The sequence below is a fragment of the Chitinophaga sp. 10T418 genome, assembly GCF_056394125.1.
This window is the reverse complement of record NZ_JBFTHG010000019.1, coordinates 21854-45278: the sequence shown is the minus strand read 5'-3', so window position 1 is coordinate 45278 and position 23425 is coordinate 21854. Positions and strand designations below refer to the sequence as shown.

Below are 23425 nucleotides of genomic sequence, written 5' to 3'. Positions count from 1 at the left end.
CCGAATGAGCGTATGATTTCAGCAGGATGTAAGCCCAAAAATACGCTATGTATTTTACCTTTTAACGCGAATAGCTTATGAACATTGATACTATCATTGACAATATATATCCGCTACCGGAAAAATCAAAAGTCTTACTGAAAGAAAACATCCACGAAACAACCTATCCGAAAGCACACGTTCTATTTAAAGTGAACACGATCGTATCAAAAATGTACTTCATCAGGAAAGGCATGGTCCGGGCATATGCCAATCCGGGTGATGAAGACATCACTTTCTGGTTTGGAAAAGAAGGAGACACCATCATTTCTATGAAGAACTATGTTCAGGATGAGAAAGGATATGAAACCATAGAATTGCTGGAGCCGTGTGAACTGTACGTCATTGATACAGAGCATCTGCAGCAACTTTTCGGGGAAGATATTCATATCGCCAATTGGGGGCGGAAATTTGCAGAACAGGAATTAATAAAAGTGGAAGAGCGTCTTATCTTCCGGCAGTGCAGAACAGCGATGGAACGCTACAAAGAACTGATGGCCACCAATCCCGAATTACTGCAACGGGTACAGCTTGGCCATATCGCCTCTTACCTGGGCATGACACAGGTTAGTTTGAGCAGGATCAGGTCTGAATTGAAATAAACCACTTAATTTTTATCATTTGTAAAATTTTTATTGTCCGTGACATGCGAACTTTGCACTTCTAAAGTCAATCGTCATGAACTGGATTATTCTAATTATCGCCGGCTTGTTTGAGGTAGCGTTTACCTCCAGCCTCGGAAAAGCAAAGGAGTCAACAGGCACAGCCATGTATCTATGGTACGGCGCTTTTTTCATTTCATTAATAGCGAGTATGCTTTTACTGATGAAAGCCACACAAACCCTGCCCCTGGGAACCGCCTATGCCGTATGGACAGGTATCGGCGCAGTTGGTACCGCCGTGATGGGTATCCTTATCTTTAACGAACCAGCTCATTTTTGGCGGTTGTTCTTTATAGTAACATTGATAGGTTCTATCGTTGGTCTGAAAGCGGTGTCGCACTAAGCAGCTCCAGGATAATATTTGATATACCCGGCTATGTATACCCCGTAAGTATTGGGCATACATAGCCGGATTACATTAGTGACGTGACAAAACAGTATTTATCTGCTGATACAATACCGCCTTATCGCTTGGACGAAAAGCCTTGCTTACAGCCAGCTTTCCGTCTTTATCGAAGATGAAGTACTGCGGGTAATATTCCGCCTTATCCTGGTTGTCTGCCAGCAGCTCTTTCCATAATGGCGCGATAGTTTGCCTGTTTTTGCGGAAATGTGTCCCTTTTAATCCGTTTACTTTGATAAACTCTTTCCAAACGGCATCACGGTCATCTTCATCCATATCCAGGTATACAAACACCACGTCTTTATTTACAAATGCGGATCTGAGTGCGGGAATATGTTTCAGTTCTTCTTTGCATGGTCCGCACCAGGTGCCCCAAACATCGAGGTAAACCACTTTACCTTTAAAATCCTTTATAACATCATAAACGGATTGTACCTCCTGCTTCACCACCTGGATATGCGTATCTGATTCATTCTGGGCCAGCAGCTCCTTTAATGTATTCACACGCTGATCAATCACCCGATTATACTTACTTGATGGGAAATGCATTTTAAATGCTTCAGAAAGCAAAGTAGCCTGTCGCAGGTCTTTATCATCATACAAATTTACTATTTGCTGAAATGTATATTGTTCCGTAACGGCATCAGGGAAGTTATGGATGCTGCCTATCCATCGCCAGTATGGCTTACCATATTTTTTTACAATAATATTGGCGCTATCAAAACTGATCCGAAAATAGGGAATGGGTTCATCCGGTTTGATGTTCTCTTGTTTGATCTTTAAAAAAGCTTTGGTTTCCAGGTACCTGAGATAGTTGTTGGCAAAAGAGTAGTACTGCGGCCCTGCCGGAAATACCTCCGGCTGAATGGTGCTGTTATCAAAAACGCTGAGGATGATACTATCTATGACTTCCTTGTTATTCACCCGTGTTCTGGCAAGGTCATTCAGGTAATTGTAAGTAATATACTTTACTTCTGATGCCATCAGTTTTTTGTCCGGCTGTGAAATATCTGAAGCATTGATACGATTAATTTTCTCATCACGCTTTACCAGATAAGGTTGAATAACTGTAGTATTCAGTGCTGCAAAGGAAAGCTTCCCAACATCATTTTGTGCAGATTCGTTCATAAAAGAAGGCGATTCGTTTACGTCAATACGCTGCAGCAGTTTGTTCTCCGGCAAAGCACTGCCTGATATCAGTTCCAGCTTTTTATCCTTTTCATCAAGCGTCACCGTCAGGTGCTTGCCACTGGTAAGCAACAGGGAATAAAATTGTTCCTGGAAAATGAGGGTGGCAAATTTCCGGCTTTCAACAGGTAGGGTAATGATGAATTTACCTGTTGGGGAGACAGGGACAGCTATAGTGTTCTCTTTATGAAAACCATATACCAGTGGAATATTAACTGATATCCCGGCTTTGCCGGAGTAATTCAGGATCCTTCCTTCTAACTTAAACTGGGCAGATACCTGTATCCCAATAAGAATAGATAACAACAGGGCCATTCGTTTTTTCATGCATCGTATTTTAATTACAATACAATGATATGCCCTGTATAAATCTATTCTTTCAAATGTGATGAATACATTCGAAAATGTGATGGATCATGAAAATGATCATCTGAAGGAGGCATCACCGTTAAAATCCGCGCACTGTTCAGATCATGGGAAAGTGAGACCAGGAGATCTATCTAAAAAAGAGGGGACCCCAAAAGGTCCCCTCCGGAATAATAAATTTTCAATACCTGAATTTCGTTATGGTTACCATCTTAAAGTCGCCAGAACATCTTCATCAGTATCATCATTAGGATCGTTTGGATTGGGCAGAATATGCGCAGTTAAGCGATATTGATCACCTGCATAAAAAATTACCGATGTTGTTCTGTAAGTACTTTCGCCGGGGAATGTAGTATACCTCAGCCACGTACCCTTTGTCAGGTTCTCAATAATAACATATGGCTGCTTTACGTCGTGCCATAATGGAATATTCAATGTCAGTGTTACCGTTCCATTAACAGGCGCTATAAACACAGCACTTCTGTAAGGATCATTTGGCAGATCATCTTTTTTAGCGGCAACAAAAACCTGCCCTGTTGCTTTTTCCTTTACGTCTCTGTTTTCAACCGCCGCGTCAGGTGTTGTTTTGTTGAGCAGCTTAACTGCATTCGATTGCGCACTTAAAGTAAAAGATGCCAATACGGCCATGCACAGGGAGAGATGTTTTACAATGTTTTGCATTTTGTTCGGGTTTTATTTTCGGATAATTAATAGCCATCTTCATCTCTCACTCAAAAGTCTTGATGTCAATAGGTTTCGGAAGGCAGAACAACTGGGTCGGTATACGCTGCGTCTATTTCTCTGTTCACCTGCTGCGGTAAATATAGTATTAAATCCATGTGGTACATCCGCAGTACTATGGCATAATGATTTATTAATGTGACAAAGAAGTGCTCATCACGGCAGAAACAGGGGATTCGCCGGGAAAATAACGAGTCAAAGTAATCAAGTCCGGGGGTTAATACATATCATCCGCACGTTCTTCCTTTTGCTTCTCTTTCACCGCATTAAATTCCTTCAACCCGATGTAGGCATCCACGACATTGAGTTTAGGCCTGCCTACAAAAGCGCCCATGCTAATGCTGCATTTCACGAAGTATACTTTTCCCGGCCGGATGTCTATTGACACTTCATCACGTGATTCTGTACGCGCAGATATTTTGGTAAGACCTGCTTTACTGACTTTAACGAGGCACCTGGAATTGTTCTTCGCACGGCATACAACGGAATCATCCAACATTACATTATAGGGAATAGCAGCCCCCATAGAAGATCGGGAACGATATATATACAACAGGGCATACGAAGCGGTATCCGGCAGCAATGTACTCAGGATGGTATCCAAAGCCTTGATTTTCGCGGCCTTCAGGTCGGAGAGATTGGGATAATAGTAAATTTCTCCAAACAGACGGTAACAGGTGCTGAACCCATCGGGAGATTTCAGCTCGGTGATCCTGACAATATTGCCACCTGCTTTGATGGCCTTGGCTTTCGCCTCCTCCAATGTATGCTCATATCCGCAGTTCATTTTAAAACCGCCGTCAGCTACTTTTACACTACCCACTTTCCTGGCGCCCTCGGGCACAATATCTTCCTTATTGATAATTAATACCTCTGTAGTATCTGAAAAGCTGCCGGCATGAACCGGCATGTAAATACTGAACAGGAGCAGAAATGCGATGACAGATGTTGAATATAGTTTCATGCGTACAGGGATTGAAATGTTGATATAGTCTGATAATTACCGGCGCATGGTGCTGCTTTCCGGAAATACAATATTAAGAAATTATAGGTAACACAGCGATGGATAATCCTATCAAGAGGTGGAAAACAGAGTAAGTATACATTCAAATGGCCATGAACCATAATAATGCAAAAGACACGGAAACGCCTAGGTAGCATTATAAAAGAAATAAAATACCGGTACCGTCCATAATGGTGTCGCAAATCTCCCGAAGAATGTCGCGTATAGGGTGCATATCATCTATCTAATCAAAGTATTTTTGCTTTACAAAAGCTTCTTTGCTATAATTTTATTTGATAAAACAACGATAACAATAGTCATCACTATAAAACTTACAAGATGAAAATCATTGTTTACCTCGCTACTTCCGCTAATGGAATGATCAGTAATAACAGAAATGTACCGGATTGGCTATCGCAGGAATATGGACAGGGATTCATGGCCATCAGTCAACGTACGCAAGCCGTCATCATGGGAAAAACAACTTACAACATCCTGTCGCCCGATTACCTGCCGCTAAAAGACAGCGGTTCGTTGGTGGTGTTAACACATGATACCAAGGCAACACCCTCCCAATCCAATGTGTTATTTACCAGTGACAATCCGGAAAAAATCATTGCACAACTCGCCGCTAAGGGGCATACCGAAGCGGTAATTATTGGCGGCACACAAACAGTGGACGCATTTGTTAAAGCAGGACTCGTAAATGAAATCATCCTGGTAGTAGAGCCTGTACTCTTTGGCAAAGGACTACCGTTAGTGAATGAGGCGGATTTTGAATGTAAATTGTCGCTGTTGGACGTGAAGAAATTAAACGACAATACCATTCAATTGCATTATGAGGTGAAAAATATCCTGATTTAACCATTGCTACGGTCATTGAAATTATTGCTGATGGACGTTCACGATGTGGCAATGATAGTAAAACCTATCGTTGTCGCAACAAAGTTGCAATAATAAATAAGAAGAAGGAAAATCATTTTTCAGATCTTCTGCCTACTATAGACTAAAGAAAATAACGAATAATGAATGATGATCGTACCAGGATAATTAACAATAGAACACCGGAATCAGCGGCCATGGTGGCAAACGTAAAACGAGCGATGGCCATCACCAGTAAGCTTAACCGCTTAACGTTCGATGATGCAGCTGAAATTCGTGCACTGTTTAGTGAACTAATCGGTAAGAAGGTAGATGAAGGCTTCCTGCTGCTCCCTCCATTCTATACTGCCGGCGGTAACGAAATCTGTGTCGGGCATAATGTATTTGTTAATCAGAACTGTACTTTCTATGACCTGGGCGGACTCGACATCGGCGACGATGTACTGATCGGCCCAAACGTAAGCATCATCACAACAGGCCATCCCCTTAGTCCTTCGCAGCGCCGCACCACCACTATCGGAAAGCCCATCGTGATTGAAAGAAACGTCTGGGTAGCAGCCGGTGCAACCATCATCGGCGGAGTAACCGTAGGCGAAAACTCGGTGGTAGCGGCGGGCTCGGTAGTTACTAAAAACGTGCCACCGAATACCTTCGTCGGAGGAAATCCGGCGCGGGTTATTCGCTCAATTGGCGATGACTGAAAGAGCATCCCTCAGTCATCGCAATCAGACAACAAGCGCTTTGCATAAGACATTTTTTCATGCAATGTTCATTATATAATAATGAAAAAAACCAAGGTGAATTTCTGCAAAAAAGTAGTTAATATAAGACTAGGGAACCGTTGGGTGAAGCCCTAATTTTACATCCGGAAAGCATGTACTCAAAGTAATTATTTTTTAAGGTATCCGAAAGGAATGTAAATACATCATATTTAAAATTGCCATCTTATGACTATCCCTGCATGATTGTTTGATAACTAACCATCGTGCATTTTATACCCGTTCAAAATATCCATGTACTCATTTTAAACAAATCAGGAATCTACCCTATTTTAAAACCGGGCTATCTACTGCCATGCCCGGGAAAATAATTCTATAGCATACACCATTATGAAAACGAATCAACAGATTGCGGCGTTTGAACACATCGCCTATAATTGGCTGAGCAAGATTGGCATTAAAGTAAATCAGCGTTTCATTACCCAGGAAATGCAGTCCCATCCTGATTATCCATCCCTTGTTTCCCTCATCGATTTTCTGGATTTGGGTAAGATGGATTATGATGTAGTGCAAAGTGATCATACACATATTAGTCAGTTCAACTACCCTTGCCTGGCCCATGTTATGGAAGACAGTGGCTCCTCACATATGGTACAGGTAGACACCATCAACGATTGGCATCACCAGGAACAGTTAAAGAAAAACTGGACAGGCATCGTACTGTTGGCCGGTAACAGGCCAACATGGAGTTATGATGAAAACACCCGGCTGATCAGGCAAAGTCGTTCCATAAAAGCATTATCTGTTATGGCTGTTTTAATATTGCTATCAGCCTTCGTGTACGTAACTATTCCTGCTTTCAATCCAATAAATACAATATGGGGACTACTGTCGCTCACCGGCTTGGTAATCAGCGTAGGCGTGCTTTCTGTAGAAATGGGCATGCAGGTAAAGGCAGTAAAAGAAGTGTGTAATTCAGTAAGTCCTTCCGGGTGCGATGCCGTACTAAGAAGTAATTACTCCAAAGGAATTGCAGGCATTTCCATTGCAGATGCCTCTATATCTTATTTCATAACACAATCCGGGTTTTATCTTTTATCCAACTGGCACCCTGCATTATTACATACTGCACTGCTCCTGTCAATACCTGTAATAATGGTAGCCGGACTAAGTTTATATGCCCAACAATTTGTACTGAAAAAATGGTGTATAATTTGCCTGGGGATAGTGGCCGTAATTATTGCGCAGTCTGTACTGGCTTATCTGTCTGTAGATCCGGTTATTAATAGTTTCAGGATATCCGCTCCTTATGTCATCTCTTTCTTTCTGGCACAGGCAATAGTATGTTATTTTCTCCTGGGGCTAAAAAATTTCGTAACGAATATCAGGGAAAGGTTGATGCAGGCTACGGAGTTACGGAGATGGAAAAAAAATGACTCGCTTTATCTATATCAATCAAACCAAAGACCTTATGTGGATTGTACTACCTGGGATCAGGAACTGATGTTGGGTAACCATGAAGCCCCGGTACAAATAACAATAGCCTGTAATCCATACTGTGGGCCATGTGCCACAGCACATAAGATMATTGATGAACTATATGAAACCTATAAAGAAATACTTTGCATAAAATTCCGTTTCCTTTTCCCTATCGACAATCCGAATAATGACCTCACAATAGCTGTGAAAGCTATTTTACAAAAAAACATGCATATACTCGGTGATGAGGAACGCGCCGCTATGTTGTCTGACTGGTTCAAATGGATGGACCTTGAAAAATGGCAGCTAAAATGGGGCCCGATACCTGATGTAAATGTAGATGACCTGTTGAAGGCACATATCTACTGGATGGACAACGTAGCAAAAGTAAAAGGTACCCCTACCTTTTTTATTAACGGACGTCAGCTGCCACGTAATTATGTCATACGCGATATGTTTCCCCTGATCCCTTCATTGGCAGCGTCTTTCAGCGCTACGGTGGAACAGTAAAATAAAATCAATCTATCATAAACTAAGTTGTGAGAAAGACTGCTTCTCACAAGTACCATGCTGCAATTTGCAGTCTTGCAGCATATTATTTCTCTTATATTAAAAAAACGAAGAAAAATGGAAACAAAGCATTCATTTGGCAAAAGCCTCAACAGAAACGATTTAAGAGCCATCAATGGTGGTGAAGCAGCAGATATCAGCTGTTCTTTATTTAACGCTGACTGCGTACCTCCGTATGGTCCGAGTGGCCCTAATGGTAACAACTGCGGTTACGCCGGCCCGTCTAACTTAAACTGTTTCTGTGCTTATGCAGGTAGCTGCCAGCCTAACAGATGGTAAGTAAAACCTGGTGATGATTGTGAAAGGGGCTGATGTAAAGTCAGCCCCTTTTTCAATGCTATACTCCACAAAATATCTTCAATCCAATTGCATGAATTTCTGGCGCAAGTTATTTCAAAGATCATTGTCTGCTAAAGATGATTTAACTTATAGAGAGCGGTTGCTGGCATTGCGTAACCTGCCACCATTCTTTAAAATGGTGTGGCAAACCAGTCCCTGGCTTACTATTATCAATACATTACTACGTATTGTACAATCAGCAGTACCATTGGCCATGTTGTATACAGGTAAACTGATCATTGACCAGGTAGTATTACTGAGCCGTCCTGAAGCCCATCATTCGCAGCACACCTTATGGCAATGGGTAGCGCTGGAATTGGGGCTGGTGATATTGTCTGATTGCATGGGAAAAGTGATCGGGTTAATGGATACTTTACTGGGGGATTTATTTGCCAACAATACTTCTGTTAAGATCCTGGAACATGCATCCATACTTGACCTGGATCAATTTGAGGAGGCTACATTTTATGATATGCTGGAACGTGCGCGGCAACAGACCGCAGGACGTACGGTATTATTATCACAAACATTAGGTCAGGTACAGGATAGTATTACGATGGGATTTCTTATAACAGGATTGGTCATATTTAACCCCTGGCTGATATTGCTATTGCTGATCGCTGTTATACCCGCTTTCATCGGCGAATCTTATTTCAACAATAAAATGTATGCACTTTACTTCGGGCAAACATCAGAACGCCGGGAGCTGGATTATATCCGCTTCCTGGGCGCTAGCGATGAAACCGTCAAAGAAGTAAAAATATTCAGCCTGTCCCGTTTCCTGATAGACCGTTTCCGTGATTTATCCAACAAATTCTACCGCGACAGTCGTAAATTATATATACAACGGACTTCCTGGAGCGCTGTGTTTGCGCTGTTGGGTAGCGCAGGTTATTACGGGGCCTATGTGCTCATCATCTTCCGTACCGTCAATGGCCAACAGTCAATTGGTGATCTCACTTTTATGGCAGGTTCTTTTATGCAATTGAGGGGCCTGTTACAGGGCGTTTTAGGCAGGTTCACTACGATTATGCAGGGGGCAATTTACTTACGCGATCTGTTTGATTTTCTGGCAATCAAACCACGGATGAGCATAGCTGCTGATCCACGACCATTCCCCCACCCTATTCAATATGGTTTTACCTTTGAAAATGTAGGTTTCAAATATCTCAATACCGAGAAATGGGCTAACCGTCATCTGAACTTTACATTGCATGCAGGTGAAAAACTAGCACTGGTAGGAGAAAATGGCGCCGGCAAAACGACACTTGTGAAATTACTGAGCCGGTTGTATGATCCGACAGAAGGCCGCATTTTATTGGATGGGCACGATCTGCGGGAGTATGATCCTGCTGAATTGCGGATGCAGGTAGGTATCATTTTCCAGGATTTTATTCAGTACCAGATGAGCGTTGCACATAATATCGCGATTGGCGATATCCGGGAAAAAGAAAATCATGCATTAATTGTTGCTGCGGCGAAACGAAGCATGGCACATATTTTTACCGAGAAACTACCAGGGAAATACAACCAGATGCTGGGTCGCCACTTTAATACCGGCGTGGAACTATCCGGAGGTGAATGGCAAAAAATTGCCCTGGCCCGGGCATATATGAAAGATGCACAACTCCTTATACTGGATGAGCCTACTGCTGCATTGGATGCCCGGGCTGAATACGATGTTTTCCTACGCTTTGCGGACCTCACCAGGGGTAAATCTTCCGTACTGATTTCCCATCGCTTTTCTACAGTACGTATGGCCGACAGGATACTGGTGCTGGAAAAAGGACAATTGATAGAAATTGGCAGCCATGAGGAGTTACTGGCTAAAGGCGGACATTATGCCGAACTATTCCATTTACAGGCACAGGGGTATCGTTAAATGCTTTTAAAGCATCTCACTCTTTATTCTATTAAACTTCCTCTCAAAAAATGTATTTTACATATCGATAAGTCAGCCTGGATAAAAGCAAGTACAGCGCAACACACTTTGATATACCCGCATGAATTAGCAAAAGATAATACCCAAAATACAATGACAAAAATTGACCCGATAATAGCCGTAAAAGATGTTGAAGCCAGCTCCCTGTGGTATCAGGAGTTGTTTAACTTTAAACGAATACACGGGGGGAATGAGTTTGCTGTTTTAGTATCAGAAAATGATGAAATTGTGCTCTGTCTTCACAAATGGGGAGAACATCATCATCCTACAATGACTAATCCGGACATCCCTCCGGGAAATGGGTTAATACTTTACTTCAGGACAACCAATATGGAGGCCATACGAGCTAAGGTTGAAAAAGCAGGTAGTGCTATTGAAGAAGATATTCACTTAAATACAAACTCATTAAAAAAGGAATTTTCTCTCAGAGACCCGGATGGATACTATTTAATAATCACGGAGTTTCACAAATATGAAGGTTAAGGCTAAATAAGAATGCTTTTCTGTTTTCCGGAAATAGCGGTTTTATAAAAGGGCCGTCGCTAAGCGTTCAGCTAAAAAATGAAGCCTGCACTATGCGCAGGCTTCAGAAGTTTTTGATGATCCTAAGAGGATCATCAAAAAGCAGAACCAATTATGGCTTTAATGTCAGAATGGTATTGAACCTTCTCCAGTTTGCCGGGTTACCGCCGCTATAGTAATAATAATTCAATGTAAACCGCTTGTTCACCGGATCATAAGTGGATGCCGGCGTTGCTTCCTGTTGTATTGCTACTGCTGCATCAGGGTCGCTGGAAATAGTCACGGTGTTATCATTGTTCACAGTGATAAAGTAGGTGATCCCGGCATTATTGAAATACCAGTATCCTGCGGTAGCCTTCAACTTGTTTGGTCCCACGGTGATCAGATCCTGCACATAATCTGCCGGACAAGTCTGCAACCCGGCGGACGCATGATTGAGTGTGCCACTTTCGGTATAACTACCTTCCCACTTGTTCACAACCGGTAGTGGAGAAATCGATATCACCCAGGTTTTTTTATCACCATTGGCGGCCATCACCTCATACTGCGCAGGCTGTGTAAAATCACCGGGCTTTCCCAGGGCGGGTGAAGATCCAATCGGGCTTATAATGGCCGCTTCCGGAATATTCGCATAGCCCCAGATTTTACTCAGTGTTACCTTAGGCTTCTCATTCCGCGGAAAACCGGCAGGGAAAGATGGGTTCACATACACCGTGTCTTTGGAGATCGTTACTACCCTGCTTAACTGCACCGTCTTCGCCAGAATACGCGTATTTTCCTGTGGTGTGCCCTTGTTATCAACAACGGTATCAATGTACTTGTAGTACAGGTTAAAATCGCTGATATTATTTAAAGAAGAATTATTCATCTCCGGCAGGTCCTTCTTCAAACAGGAAGTCATCACCAGTAAACCAAGTGCTATGATAATAAAATTGAGATATTTGCTTTTCATACTAAACGAGATTGAATTGATTAAAAGACCCTACCAACCGGCATTCTGGGTAAGGATGGGAAGTGCCACGATTTTGGATTGCGGCACCGGGAACAGGTAACGCTTAGGCGTAAATTTCAGCGGCTGTCCATTCTGTTCATTCATCTCAAACACCTGGTAGCTTTTGCCATCCGAACTGATCGCTATACCATGCTCTTTACCATTCAGCTCCGGTATAGCCACACCCGTATTTTCATAACCTTGTTTCAAGCCGCCGGTGAGCTGCATACCCCATCTCAACAATGACCAGTAACGGTCACCTGTTTCGAGAATCATCTCTATATGACGCTCCCTTCTGTAATCATTCCACAGGTCTTCATTGGAAGAAGTAATACTATTTTTAAATCCCCCATGTACCTGGTAGGTTTTGGTGAGATAGGTACGCGCAGCGCCTTCATCACCCAAACGGATACACGCTTCTGCGTAGTTCAGATAAGATTCACCCAAACGGAGCACGCTGTAACAAAAATCAGTAGGATCGGAATACCAGAGCTTTTTAGCCTGGTACAGGTACTTTGCAAACAGGTAGCCCGTTACGGATGCACCACCATTGATGTTGCCGCCGTTCAGTGGCTGCACGTTGGAAGAGGCGTTGCCGTCTGCTCTCAGGTAGGCCCAGTTACCAAAGTATTTGGTACTGTCGCAGATGATAGAAGCATAGAATCTGCTATCCCTGTTCTTATACATCTTTTCGTAAGCACTTCCGCCAGTCTGGATATAAGTGGTTTGGTCCCATTTCTTTTCTTTCCCATCAGCATCTGTTACCAGGTAGTCGTCTACCAGGTCCTGTGTGGGAGCATAATTCATCCATCCCTCTATGGATTCTTTCAAAGGAAATTTCTGCATGGCGGTTGCAGTGAGTTTGGAGGCCAGCATATCGCTGTTGCATACCAGCGACTGCATAGGTGTACTGGAAAAACTGGTGTTCGTGTTCTTCATCTCAAATACCAGGATATTTTCCGGAGAGGCTATTGCAGTACTATAAGCATTGAAGAGATTGGAATAACTGTCCAGGTTGTACTGCGCCAGTGCAAACAACTTATCACCTGCCGCTCTCACAGCGGTATAATAATTTTTGTCATTCAGATAGGCACCGGCCTGCAAGGCCACTCTCATCTTCAGTGCATAGGCGGCTCCTTTTGTGGCCCGTCCTCTGTCGTTGGTTTGTGGCAGCAAATCGGCAGCAGCATCCAGGTCACTCAAAATGAAATCATAGGTTTCTTTCAGGGAAGAACGGCCTATATTGAAATCACTTTCAACGGTCAGCACATCTTTTACGAGCTGCACACCACCAAACCGGAAAGCCTGGTTGGAATAAATAGCTGCACGCAGGAAGTGGGCTTCGCCGAGGAACACATTTTTTTGTGCAGTAGTGAAAGGGGAAGCCGGTATATTTTTCAATACCATGTTCACCCGGCGTATATTACCGAATGCCCCCCAGCCCTCATCGGCATTCCGGTCTATCTGCTCTGTTTTCTCTGAAGTATGACCGCCACCCCACGGATGGTTCCGGATACTCTTGGTGCTGGCGTCATAGTCCCAGGAAAAGATATATCCCATGCAATTGGAATAACATTCATATATATAGCCCTGTGCCAGGCCATAGTTACTCCACACATCACTGCCGGTATATGTATTCAGCGGCTTGGTATCCATCACCTTCGTACAGGAGGTGAAGGTCAGGAAACACGCTATGGTTAGTATGATATAGTATCTCATTTTTCAGACTTATTTAATGCATTAAATTACTTAGAACCCTACCCGGATACCCACTGAATAAGTTTTGTTGACCGGATAAAAAAAGTTGTTGTTGTCTGCCAGTTCCGGATCAAAATATTTTTTTACCGGGGAAAAAGTCAGCAGGTTGTTACCACTTGCAAAGGCCGACAGCTCACTGAATGGGCTTGTTTTCTTCAACAACCGTCTGAAATTATACGCCAACGTCACACTTTTTAATCTTACAAAGCGTGCATCTTTTAACCAGAAAGTGTTGGATGAATAATTATTGCCGGAGTTCATGGAGCTGTTTCCTGCTCTGGGGAAATCAGCGCTCTTATTATCCGCAAGCCAGTAATTTTTCTGGAAGTCGAAATTGATCCTGTTCAAACCTTCTCCACCTTGCAGATAGCCACCAAGGTATACATTGCGTGTTCCGGAACCCTGAATGAGCGCATCGAACCGAAGCCCCTTATATTCCAGTCCGAACGGAATGCCGAAGGTAAACCGGGGAGACGTAGACTTGCCCAGCCGGCGGAAATCCTGCCCGTCTATTTTACCGTCACCGTTGGTATCTTCCAACCATACATCTCCGAGGCCCAATGCGGACGAAGTAAGACGGCTGGGGTTATTGAGGATATCATCAAAATTCTGGTACAATCCACGGGAGCTGTACATAGCGCCGTAATAATCCTGGTTTACTCCCTGGTTACGTGTATAAGGATTGGTTAAAGAAGCACTGTCTTCATTTGTTCTTTCCCACAGATAATTGAAATAGGTAACATTAATGCCCACATAACCTTTCAGGTTTGTGTTGATATTGAAATTATAATTAAGGGAAGCATCAATACCTTCTTTGCGGGTAGCAGCATCTGTTAGTACCTGCGGCAAACTCTGCCCCAGCGGATCAGTATAACGGTAAGCCGGGCTACCCAGGATATTGGTAGTGCGGGTATAGAAATAATCAATATTACCACTCAGTTTTTTCTTCAGGCTTTCAAACTCAATTCCGAAGTCACGTGACCTGGTGGAAAACCAGGTAATATTCTGGTTGCCAACGGTGAGTCCTCCTTCATAATAACCATTCTGCAGGTTGCCATTGGCTACATAAGTCTGTGTATGCACACCATACTGTGGCAAATAAGCATACTTTGTTCCTCCGATGGAGCCTACCTTTCCGTAGGAACCTCTTAATTTTAAATAGGAAAATACATGATCCAGATGGGCGTTTTCATAGAATTGTTCCTTCGACATGATCCATCCCGCACTTACTGACGGGAAAAATCCGAAACGCTTGGACGGAGGGAAATAATCAGAGCCATCATAACGACCGGCAAATTCCAGCAAGTATTTTTTCGCATAATCGTATCTGATTCTTCCTACATAACCTACTTCTCCCCACTCACTCGCAGAACCGTCATTCACTTGCGTCGCTGCATCGCCCGCAAACATCTGGTCAACAGCGGTGGAAACGAAATTTTTTCTCTGGGCACTGAACCATTTATTGTTTCCCCCTCTGGTAACTGATACCAGCGTAGCACCCAATGTATGCTCACCGAAGTTGGTATTGTAATCGGCCTGGAACTCCACGTTATAAGCGCGGGAATTGCTGTTAGCCTGCGTCAGCGTGGGGCTTGGCGTGGGATAAATAGTTCCGTCTGCATTGTATTGTGTAGCCAGTACATCAAATGTTTTACTTGGATTGGAGCTGAAAACATAATCGCCCAGCGCTTTTAATGTCAGTCCTTTTACCCAGGGTACATTCCAGGTAAAGGTCAGGTTACCATCATTAAAAAATGTTTCGGACCTGCTGTAACCTGGTGAATTGATTTCTGCCAACGGATGATCCACCAGTGGAGCCAGGCTTCCATCTTTATTATATGCCTGTTCCAGTGGACTTTTAGCAACTATATGACTGAAAATGGTTCCGGAACCTGCCGGAGGTTGTGTGCTATAGGTGTAATATCCATTCAGTCCAAGCGCAATGGTAAGTCCCGTAGCATCGAAAGTAGTACTGAGTTTGGTATTATACGAAAACCGTTGCACGCGGAAAGAATTATTTACATAGTTGCTTCCCTGGTCGAAATAACCCAACCCTGCATAATACTTGGTTTCTTTTGTGCCGCCGCTTACAGAAAGATTATGATTCTGCTGGCGCGCATATTTGCGGAAACTTAATCCATACCAGTCGGTATTAGGATAAGTAGCCGGATCCGTACCATTTTTTATTTTGTCCAGTTGCTCCGGCGTGTAAACGGAGTTTTTGCCGTTGCCAGCCGCTTCTCCGATAGCATTAGCCACCAGCGCTTTATCCGTACTGTTGATGAGCTTGGGAAACAGACTGGGGGTATTCCATGCTGTGTTATTGGAATAAGAAAATCTTGGTTTACCGGTTTGCCCGCTTTTAGTGGTCACCTGCACAATTCCTGCAGAAGCCTTGGCGCCATAAACGGCCGTAGCAGCGGCATCTTTCAGGAAGCTGACACTTTCTATATCATTCATGTTCAACGCCACAAATGCATCCTGGTCACGGATGATACCATCAATTACATACAAAGGCGTGCTTTGCCCGATCAGCGGCTCACCACCCCTTATGGTCATTGAAGGTACACTACCGGGTTCTCCACCGCTGAAGTTCACTACCACGCCCGCAGCGCGACCTGCCAGCGCAGATTGAATATCCGTATAGGGGGCATTTTTGAAATTATCTGTTTTAACTGTAGTGATAGAGCTGGTCAGCGTTTGTTTGGACTGTTTGCCATAACCCACTACGATGATTTCATCCACCCTGCTGGCGGATAATTTCATGGAGATATTAATTTCCCTGCGCCCATCTACCGCAATCACCTGCTCCTCATATCCTACAAAGGATACCAACAGCTGATCACCCGGTTCTACTGTGAGCGTAAAGGCGCCCTGCCCATCGGAAGCAACCGCTTTATTTTTCCCTTTCACCCGGATAGATGCGCCCGGCAACGGGCTCCCTTTTTCATCCGTAATAATACCTTTGACGATGATCGGCACCATTGCGGGAGACAGCTCCGCTGACACTTCTTCCATTTGTTTGATCACCACGGTTTTGCCAACAATAACATAACTAAGCGCCTGATCCTTCAAACAGGCATCCAGCGCTGCTTTCAGGGATGCGTCCTGTATATTGGCCGTTATCTTTCCCCTGTTTTTCAGTAAGCGGTCGTTACTGAAAACCTGATAGCCACTCTGCCGGGTGATTTCCCTGAACACTTTTGTGAAGGATGCATCTTTTACATGCAATGTAATGTTCTGACCAAATCCCGTGGCTGACGCCTGTAAACAGGCTGTTAATAAAAGGATACTCGTTACTTTCATAACTAAGAGGATGCTGGTTGATTGTCGGAAGCAATTCGCCTTCCATCTGCTAACGAGGAATTGCCTATGAAATCTTAATTTCATAACTTCATGAAGTTTAGGTTGATAAAAAACAATTGGTTTATTGTGAACTATACGGCCTGAACTATCCGCCGGCAGTGGTGGAACACTGCCGGTTTCTTTTTTATTCAGTCTGTTTTTTTAAGGATTGATTAATACTGTTTTTCCTTTTATGGTGGCTGCAACACCACTGTAATCAAGTATTTTCAGGAACTCCGACAAACTTGCATCAGTAGAAAGAGAGCCGGTAAAATGTTCATGAGGTATGCCATTAGGATATTGTACGGTAATATTATACCAGCGTGCCGCCTGCCGCATCATTATTTGAATATCTGTTGCATCAAATACAAACAGCCCCTCTTTCCATGCCAATACATCATCTACGTCCACGTGTTTCAATACCGTCAGGGAACTGGCGACACGCACCTGCTCTCCGGGTGAAAGCGCCACAGACTGTCGCGATCGTCCTCCGGAAACCCTTACTGCGCCGGATATCAGCGTAACGCGGATCTCTGGCTCATCACCATAGGCATTGACATTAAAATGTGTACCCAATACCTGTACCTCCAGCCCCTTGTCCGGGCGGGCCACTACAAAAGGAACTGCCGGATTTGAGGCCACCTCGAAATAGCCTTCTCCATCAATAACCACTCTTCTTTCCTTACCCGAAAACGAAGTGGGATAAGTAATCGATGAGGCAGCATTCAGCCACACCCTGGTACCATCCGCCAGCATCACAGACATTGCCCTGCTGCCGGCCGGAATAGTAAGCGTGTTATACTGCGTTTCCTGATTGTGCCCGTTGGCGATGTATACAATTTGTCCACTGTCATTCTTCACAATATTTGTGGCCGCCTGGCTGGCAAGCAGTCCGTTTCCGGCACTGTCAAGCAGTATCTGCTTACCGCCGGCCAATGTCAGCACGGCATGCACAGCGGATGGAGCGGGAATATCTTTCGCCCGCTTTTCCACAGCCGCCATACTTTTCGGATGCCGGTTACTGTTCACAAAAATGGCGGTCAGCCCACCCATCAGCAGCAAAGCCGCTGCAGCTGCAGCCCACCAACGGGGTCTGCGATGCTGTTTGATTTTTTCAGCAGCCATCTGAACCTGTAAACGCCGCCACGTTTCAGCCCCAAATTCCTCTTCTGTACCGGATGTCAGAATGGCTTCTGCATCTCCTGCATTTACCTCGTCATACCAGGTATGCAGCTGAATGATTTCGGCTTCGCTGGCAGTACCATCAAAATACTTCCGGGCAATCAGTTTTATTGCTTCTTTACTAAGATGCATAAGTCCTGGTTTTTTATTTATACAGGGTAATACTTAGAATAGATACATGTGCCGGAAGTTTGTACGCAGCAAACAGCATTTTTTTTTGAGGAAATAAAAAAAGGAGAACAAACAGAGGGTACTGGTATCTGCCATCAGGAGAAGAATTTCCATGCAGCATATAAAGCAGACAAGACAAATACCGCTGTGCGCAAGGCTCGCAGCTTGTTACGCATAATATTCATGACCTGACTGATGTAGCGCTCGGCAGTACGTGGTGATACACCCAGCCGCTGCGCTACCTCTTCAATCGGCTTGTCCAGTAATTTATGATGGATAAATATGATGCTGAATTTCTCCGGCAGATCGCCGGCATATTTCACGAGTATATCAAGAAGTTGCTTGTTTTCCAGATCAAACTCAAGCGCTTTCCCTTCCAGGCCTGCAATACCGGCATGCACTTCGTGCAGGACCTGCCTCCGGTGCTCGTCGGCCAGGTAACGGTATACGGCATGTCTTGTCATAGCCGCCAGGTAGTTCGGCAAAGAAGCTATGGTAAGCCGTTCCCGCTTATTCCAAAGATTCAGAAATACACGTTGAATAACTTCTCTTGCTGTTTCTGTATCACGCAGGCGTTTGTGCGCAACAAAAAGCAGCCGTTTCCAGTATCTGTTGTAGATTTCATTAAACGCCCTCTCATCGCCACTGGCAAGCAACCGCGACAACTGATCATCTGTGTAGCTTGAATACATTTAATAAAAGATATCTGATATAGAGAAACATGTGTTTGGCTCCCACTGTATAATATAACGTGTACTTTTCCGGATAAATCTATTCCCTTCTTTCCCGATTTTAGCAAAAATCACTTCTAAAGCTCACATTAATTCACATCGCTTCCTAGTAGGATTTTAGCTCTTCCTTATGTTTTCTTTGCACAATAAAGTATAATGGCAGGTTTCCCAGGCGCAGAGATAAGCCGGGATGAAAGTTTTATGCGGATGTAGCATAATCAGAAATAATGTTTAGCCGACCAAATCGGGAGATGATCCTGCAGGCACAGCAATCGAACTACTTTATCCATAGTAGAATTATCATCCTTGAAAAATACCCCTGAATACCCATCATAAGCCTAAATGACGATATTATTTCAACGATACGATATTATTCCGGATGGCATACAACACCAGGCCGGTAACATTACGTGAACCCGTTTTCTGCAGCAGGTTATTCCGATGGCCATTGACCGTTTTTACGCTGATAAAAAGTTCCTGCGCAATCTCCTCTGCAGTATATTGTCTGCATACCAGCTGCAAAATCTCTTCCTCTCTTTTGGTGATAGAGAGGTGCTGCGGCTTGCTCCTGACAGTTCTCGCCGTTCTGAGCTGCAAGGCCTTTAACGCGCGCTCATTGATATAAGATCCTTTAGTATACACAGCAATGATGGCTTCCTGTACTTCCAGTGGCGCACTGTCTTTCACCAGGTAACCATGCGCACCGCATTGAATTAACTGGTTAATGAAATTCTCATCATCATGGACCGACAGGATAAGGATCTTCATTTCAGGATAAGCAACCGAGAGCGCCTGGGTAACGTGTTGACCGCTGTATTCTCTGTCGCCATCCGGTGGCAGGGAGAGGTCGACCAGCATCACGTCCGGGACAACAGCCGCCTGGCGTAATCTGTCCGGCACGGAGTAACCGTCAGCAGATTCAAATATCACCTTCATATCCTGCCAGGTATTGATAATGGCTTTCATCCCTTCTCTGAAAAGGACCTGGTCTTCCACTAATCCTATGTTGATCTCCTTTTTCATATAGTAAAGTATTATGCAGGTAATGTTAATCGGACAATGGCGTAGTATCCGCCTGATTCCTGGTTGCCCATTTCCAGTTTTCCACTGAGCGCATTCACCCGCCCTTCAATACTCTTGAGCCCCAGGCCCTTGCTGGCATTACCATCTGACAGTCCTCTCCCATCATCCGTATAATAACATACCAGTTCCTGGCTGTGCCGCAAAAGGTCTATTCTTATCGATCTGGCGCCAGCGTGTTTGAGCGTATTGTTGATCATTTCCATGATGATGCGGAACAGGCCGAGGTTTACCAGCCAGGGCAGGTCGTCCATGCGGGCTTCACAACCCAGTTCTATCTTTATCTCACCGGCCTTGTTGATCTGTTCCGTTACCGACTCAAGCGCGGCCTTCAACCCGAATGATTCCAGCTGCGGTGGCATCAGGCGGTGGCTGATACTTCTCACACTTGCCAGTGCCGTCTCCGACAATTGACGAACATACTGCAGGGACTCCTGTAATTGCTTCGTGCCATCAGTGCTTTGCTGTTCGAGTACCATGAGATGCATACGCATAATAGACATTACCGCTCCCAATTCATCGTGCAGGTCGTGTGCAATACGTTTGCGCTCTTCTTCCTGCGCCTGAATATTCGAGCGAAGCAGGTCATGCTGGTAGCTACTTTTCAATGCCTCCTGCCGGAGTTTCTCCATAGACAAATTCTTTTGAAAATGCAGGTTCAGGAACACTACCCCAATACCGATGATGAACACAATAACCGCCAATGGCAGCAATGCATTTAAAAAACTCAGGTCTTTGATTTCCATAAGCCGATAAAAAAACAAGTATACATGACAATGGAAAAGAATGAGTGAAATATCCAGGCGTACAAACCCAGGTTCCTGCTGAAAGTACCAGTGATAACAGAGCCGAAATAAAATATCAGTATGCAGGAAGAATAATAGATAAACAATCCCGAATTGATCCAGTTAAGACTCCTGATATTCCGGCCGCTGGTCTCTTTTACAATATCACTCAGAAAGAACCGGTAAGTGAACAAGGCCAGGATCACAATGAGAATACTCTCCACCGTTAATGCGATAGAGTTAAAAGTGTGAATAGGCTGAATGAACAGGGAGTTGATTGTTGTATAAAGCAAGAATAATATGGCGATGAGCCATATTATGCCTGCATCTATGAATCCATTGAGCAATGTGTTGTAGAACCATGCCAGGCAAAGGAATCCTGCCGCCACATATATGTGCAGCAACGGCATGTTGTTTTTGCTGATGAACCAGAAAGCCAGGGAGGTGAACTGGATGATGCCCGACAGGAAAATAAACCATGAAAACACTTTCAGCTCACGGGGCAATTTGCCATAGTGCACAGCTGCATACACTACTGTGACTAAAACAGGTACATGTGATAACAATATGATCGTTTCTGAAAAGCTCATATATCAACGGTGTACATTAAGGAGTCCTGGCTCCGGGCAGGTATTCGGACAAGGGGCGTTGAGATCCAGTACGTACTTGTCGTAAAGTGCTATTCCTGTTGAATCAGTATTTGCGAGGATGGGGTTTGCCTCTTTGTCGAGTATAACGTCCACACCAGCGTTCCATTTGCTGGGATCGTTACCTTTCAGGCAGGCATTATCTACTGGTACCAGGTACAACTTGAACCCCACTTTTTCTTTAAACCCAAGGTATACCCGGATGTGTTTGAACCTGCATATAGATGAATCGGCGAGTTCCGGCGGCAGGCCCATKGCAGCCAGGAGGTCCACTGCCCGGATGGTATAGGATTCTACCGGTTCCGTGCCTTTCCAGTGGATGCGGCAAAGGCTATCGTATGATTGAATACTCTGGCGGGCCGTTACAAGGTTCACCAGTACGCGGCCTACACTGTCTGTAACCTGGTTGCAATCATTTCTTGTGGTGGTTCCCGGTTTAGCAGTGCCGGCAGACGGCTGGTTTTTACATCCTGCGGCACAGAGGCCCAGCAATAGGATAAGAGAAAAGAGGTGTTGCTTCATTTTAAGTGTGTTTTATAGGATTTGGTTGATGCTTAGTAGTGCATGACAAAGTTCCTGTAATGTAATTACAAATAATGAAGCTGATACCCAGGGTCCTCAAAAACAGTTATAAATACCTGCTTCTTTTCCCAAAAACAGACAATAATACCCGTTTTCAAAATACTCATTTCTTCCGGCTGCAGCGTTGAATATGGGGCCTATATACAGGGGCACCTGGTGTAGGTAGGGGAAGTGATAGTTTAAATATTATACAATACGCAATACACTCCCTTTAGCTAATCTTCCATCTGGCCCGAAAACACGTTCCCCGAATTATGTTATATTTATAGTAATCAAAATAATCTCCCATGGCAAAACAAATGTCTGTCATTTCTTTTACGGGAAAACTCGGCAATCTCATTGGGTATAAGCGCAATGGCAATTACTTCCTGCGCAGCATGCCTGAAAGCGTGCAGCAAACGGCTGCTACCCGCCGCGCATCCCGGCGCTTTGGCATCGCCAGCAGGAAAGGCGCTTTTATCCGTAAAGCTTGCTACCCCCACCTGGATATCCATTGTGATGGCGGCCACATCAATCGGCTCAACAAGCTGCTCATTGCTGCCGGCGATCATCACGAAGCCCTGACTGGCTTCCGCTTCAATCAGCATACAGGGGTAGATCGTTTCTTTGCGGTGACTCCACGGCTTTTGAGTAACGGGATATTAAACATTCCCGCGCAAACCATTGCCGGATATAAAGGTATTGCTGCCCTGGAAGTAAAAGTGATTGCAACGCGTATTGACTTTACATCACGCCGGGTGGCGGGTAGCGAAACGGTGACGCTCATGATAGCCCCCGATACCACTTTCCAGGAAACAAATGTTTCGCTGGATGTGCCCGGGGAGGGCTCACTGGTAGTGATTTTCCAGGTAAGAGTCCTGTACAGAGATGGCCCATCGGGCAACAGACAATACATGGCCGCCGATATTATTGCGGTAGCAGCCCCACAGGTACCCAAATATGCTCATAAACGTATCTACCCAAAGCGGACAAAATTGCTTCCCAAACTTGCCTATACACACGCCTATCCAGCTGTTATTCAACTGGAATAAAGCACTCCTGCCTCCGGAGATATTTTGATGAATAAACCCCTTATGCCTGCTTCCTTTCAATAGTACATCTCTTTTCTCAGCTACAGCATCCTTCTGAAGCAGCGCTGCTATGGCCGGTTCTGTCCTCCATCCCTCCTCTGATTCAATTTCATCCCGGTTATACATCCGGACGTCATCCCCGCATCAAGTCCACCTCTACTGCACTGTTTCTATAGGTGCATAGCGGATGCCAGGCATAGCATCAACGGAATCTACGTAATGCATACC

21 protein-coding genes are annotated in these 23425 nt (G+C 44.4%); 9 read left to right on the top strand and 12 right to left on the bottom strand.

From position 1 onward, the window contains the following. Window positions 1-77: 77 nt before the first annotated feature. Entirely contained in the window at window positions 78-641 is a 564-nt protein-coding gene (locus tag AC1DCV_RS33400) for a Crp/Fnr family transcriptional regulator (protein WP_477027239.1), read from the top strand. Between the two features lie 76 nt (window positions 642-717). After that, a complete protein-coding gene (locus AC1DCV_RS33395) occupies window positions 718-1044 on the top strand; it encodes a DMT family transporter (RefSeq protein ID WP_477027238.1) in 327 nt (108 codons plus the stop codon). 75 nt (window positions 1045-1119) lie between these two features. Here the strand turns inward: AC1DCV_RS33395 and AC1DCV_RS33390 are convergent, their stop codons facing one another. From AC1DCV_RS33390 to AC1DCV_RS33380, 3 genes are all read right to left on the bottom strand, one after another. Next, on the bottom strand, window positions 1120-2619 hold the full coding sequence (locus tag AC1DCV_RS33390) for a TlpA family protein disulfide reductase (RefSeq protein ID WP_477027237.1): 1500 nt from the start codon (window positions 2617-2619) through the stop codon (window positions 1120-1122). 243 nt (window positions 2620-2862) lie between these two features. Next, window positions 2863-3339 (bottom strand): hypothetical protein, encoded by a 477-nt coding sequence (locus tag AC1DCV_RS33385; protein WP_477027236.1) that lies wholly within the window; start codon window positions 3337-3339, stop codon window positions 2863-2865. Window positions 3340-3616: 277 nt separating this feature from the next. Continuing rightward, window positions 3617-4363, bottom strand: a complete 747-nt coding sequence (locus AC1DCV_RS33380) for a DUF2846 domain-containing protein (protein WP_477027235.1) — start codon at window positions 4361-4363, stop codon at window positions 3617-3619. A 378-nt stretch (window positions 4364-4741) separates the two neighbouring features. On the opposite strand from AC1DCV_RS33380, the gene AC1DCV_RS33375 reads away from it, so the two are divergent. The 6 genes from AC1DCV_RS33375 to AC1DCV_RS33350 all read left to right on the top strand — a co-directional run bounded on the left by AC1DCV_RS33375 (window position 4742) and on the right by AC1DCV_RS33350 (window position 10816). Next, window positions 4742-5266 carry a dihydrofolate reductase family protein gene (locus tag AC1DCV_RS33375; protein ID WP_477027234.1) on the top strand — a complete coding sequence of 175 codons (525 nt, stop codon included), beginning with the start codon at window positions 4742-4744 and terminating at the stop codon, window positions 5264-5266. A gap of 161 nt (window positions 5267-5427) precedes the next feature. Continuing rightward, complete coding sequence (locus AC1DCV_RS33370; RefSeq protein WP_477027233.1) at window positions 5428-5985, top strand: sugar O-acetyltransferase; 558 nt, start codon at window positions 5428-5430, stop codon at window positions 5983-5985. 408 nt (window positions 5986-6393) lie between these two features. Next, window positions 6394-7992, top strand: a complete 1599-nt coding sequence (locus AC1DCV_RS33365) for a vitamin K epoxide reductase family protein (RefSeq protein ID WP_477027232.1) — start codon at window positions 6394-6396, stop codon at window positions 7990-7992. A gap of 117 nt (window positions 7993-8109) precedes the next feature. Next, window positions 8110-8331, top strand: a complete 222-nt coding sequence (locus AC1DCV_RS33360) for a hypothetical protein (RefSeq protein ID WP_477027231.1) — start codon at window positions 8110-8112, stop codon at window positions 8329-8331. A 91-nt stretch (window positions 8332-8422) separates the two neighbouring features. Further along, the gene (locus AC1DCV_RS33355) at window positions 8423-10273 is read left to right on the top strand and encodes an ABC transporter ATP-binding protein (protein ID WP_477027230.1); all 1851 of its coding nucleotides are present in this window, start codon (window positions 8423-8425) and stop codon (window positions 10271-10273) included. A 153-nt stretch (window positions 10274-10426) separates the two neighbouring features. Beyond that, window positions 10427-10816 (top strand): VOC family protein, encoded by a 390-nt coding sequence (locus AC1DCV_RS33350; RefSeq protein WP_477027229.1) that lies wholly within the window; start codon window positions 10427-10429, stop codon window positions 10814-10816. A gap of 151 nt (window positions 10817-10967) precedes the next feature. Here the strand turns inward: AC1DCV_RS33350 and AC1DCV_RS33345 are convergent, their stop codons facing one another. From AC1DCV_RS33345 to AC1DCV_RS33305, 9 genes are all read right to left on the bottom strand, one after another. Continuing rightward, on the bottom strand, window positions 10968-11807 hold the full coding sequence (locus AC1DCV_RS33345; RefSeq protein ID WP_477027228.1) for a DUF5018-related domain-containing protein: 840 nt from the start codon (window positions 11805-11807) through the stop codon (window positions 10968-10970). 30 nt (window positions 11808-11837) lie between these two features. Next, on the bottom strand, window positions 11838-13565 hold the full coding sequence (locus AC1DCV_RS33340) for a RagB/SusD family nutrient uptake outer membrane protein (protein ID WP_477027227.1): 1728 nt from the start codon (window positions 13563-13565) through the stop codon (window positions 11838-11840). A 30-nt stretch (window positions 13566-13595) separates the two neighbouring features. Beyond that, on the bottom strand, window positions 13596-16910 hold the full coding sequence (locus AC1DCV_RS33335) for a TonB-dependent receptor (RefSeq protein ID WP_477027226.1): 3315 nt from the start codon (window positions 16908-16910) through the stop codon (window positions 13596-13598). Window positions 16911-17111: 201 nt separating this feature from the next. After that, a complete protein-coding gene (locus AC1DCV_RS33330; RefSeq protein WP_477027225.1) occupies window positions 17112-18263 on the bottom strand; it encodes a FecR family protein in 1152 nt (383 codons plus the stop codon). A gap of 134 nt (window positions 18264-18397) precedes the next feature. Further along, complete coding sequence (locus AC1DCV_RS33325) at window positions 18398-18994, bottom strand: RNA polymerase sigma factor (protein ID WP_477027224.1); 597 nt, start codon at window positions 18992-18994, stop codon at window positions 18398-18400. A 390-nt stretch (window positions 18995-19384) separates the two neighbouring features. After that, window positions 19385-20056: a response regulator transcription factor gene (locus tag AC1DCV_RS33320; RefSeq protein WP_477027223.1), complete on the bottom strand. Its 672-nt coding sequence runs from the start codon at window positions 20054-20056 to the stop codon at window positions 19385-19387. Window positions 20057-20067: 11 nt separating this feature from the next. Continuing rightward, window positions 20068-20859, bottom strand: coding sequence for a sensor histidine kinase (locus tag AC1DCV_RS33315; protein WP_477027222.1), 792 nt, complete (start codon window positions 20857-20859; stop codon window positions 20068-20070). Further along, window positions 20841-21488 (bottom strand): hypothetical protein, encoded by a 648-nt coding sequence (locus AC1DCV_RS33310; RefSeq protein WP_477027221.1) that lies wholly within the window; start codon window positions 21486-21488, stop codon window positions 20841-20843. Before AC1DCV_RS33310 ends, AC1DCV_RS33315 begins: the two co-directional genes overlap by 19 nt. 3 nt (window positions 21489-21491) lie before the next feature. Then, the gene (locus AC1DCV_RS33305) at window positions 21492-22067 is read right to left on the bottom strand and encodes a hypothetical protein (protein ID WP_477027220.1); all 576 of its coding nucleotides are present in this window, start codon (window positions 22065-22067) and stop codon (window positions 21492-21494) included. Window positions 22068-22414: 347 nt separating this feature from the next. Between AC1DCV_RS33305 and AC1DCV_RS33300 the strand changes: the two genes are divergently transcribed. Then, window positions 22415-23158, top strand: a complete 744-nt coding sequence (locus AC1DCV_RS33300; protein ID WP_477027219.1) for a hypothetical protein — start codon at window positions 22415-22417, stop codon at window positions 23156-23158. The last annotated feature ends 267 nt before the right edge of the window (window positions 23159-23425 follow it).

Coding starts and splice junctions, on each gene's coding strand:
- AC1DCV_RS33400 (WP_477027239.1), top strand. CDS start 78: ATGAACATTGATACTATCATTGACAATATATATCCGCTACCGGAAAAA.
- AC1DCV_RS33395 (WP_477027238.1), top strand. CDS start 718: ATGAACTGGATTATTCTAATTATCGCCGGCTTGTTTGAGGTAGCGTTT.
- AC1DCV_RS33390 (WP_477027237.1), bottom strand. CDS start 2,619: ATGAAAAAACGAATGGCCCTGTTGTTATCTATTCTTATTGGGATACAG.
- AC1DCV_RS33385 (WP_477027236.1), bottom strand. CDS start 3,339: ATGCAAAACATTGTAAAACATCTCTCCCTGTGCATGGCCGTATTGGCA.
- AC1DCV_RS33380 (WP_477027235.1), bottom strand. CDS start 4,363: ATGAAACTATATTCAACATCTGTCATCGCATTTCTGCTCCTGTTCAGT.
- AC1DCV_RS33375 (WP_477027234.1), top strand. CDS start 4,742: ATGAAAATCATTGTTTACCTCGCTACTTCCGCTAATGGAATGATCAGT.
- AC1DCV_RS33370 (WP_477027233.1), top strand. CDS start 5,428: ATGAATGATGATCGTACCAGGATAATTAACAATAGAACACCGGAATCA.
- AC1DCV_RS33360 (WP_477027231.1), top strand. CDS start 8,110: ATGGAAACAAAGCATTCATTTGGCAAAAGCCTCAACAGAAACGATTTA.
- AC1DCV_RS33355 (WP_477027230.1), top strand. CDS start 8,423: ATGAATTTCTGGCGCAAGTTATTTCAAAGATCATTGTCTGCTAAAGAT.
- AC1DCV_RS33350 (WP_477027229.1), top strand. CDS start 10,427: ATGACAAAAATTGACCCGATAATAGCCGTAAAAGATGTTGAAGCCAGC.
- AC1DCV_RS33345 (WP_477027228.1), bottom strand. CDS start 11,807: ATGAAAAGCAAATATCTCAATTTTATTATCATAGCACTTGGTTTACTG.
- AC1DCV_RS33340 (WP_477027227.1), bottom strand. CDS start 13,565: ATGAGATACTATATCATACTAACCATAGCGTGTTTCCTGACCTTCACC.
- AC1DCV_RS33335 (WP_477027226.1), bottom strand. CDS start 16,910: ATGAAAGTAACGAGTATCCTTTTATTAACAGCCTGTTTACAGGCGTCA.
- AC1DCV_RS33330 (WP_477027225.1), bottom strand. CDS start 18,263: ATGCATCTTAGTAAAGAAGCAATAAAACTGATTGCCCGGAAGTATTTT.
- AC1DCV_RS33325 (WP_477027224.1), bottom strand. CDS start 18,994: ATGTATTCAAGCTACACAGATGATCAGTTGTCGCGGTTGCTTGCCAGT.
- AC1DCV_RS33320 (WP_477027223.1), bottom strand. CDS start 20,056: ATGAAAAAGGAGATCAACATAGGATTAGTGGAAGACCAGGTCCTTTTC.
- AC1DCV_RS33315 (WP_477027222.1), bottom strand. CDS start 20,859: ATGGAAATCAAAGACCTGAGTTTTTTAAATGCATTGCTGCCATTGGCG.
- AC1DCV_RS33310 (WP_477027221.1), bottom strand. CDS start 21,488: ATGAGCTTTTCAGAAACGATCATATTGTTATCACATGTACCTGTTTTA.
- AC1DCV_RS33300 (WP_477027219.1), top strand. CDS start 22,415: ATGGCAAAACAAATGTCTGTCATTTCTTTTACGGGAAAACTCGGCAAT.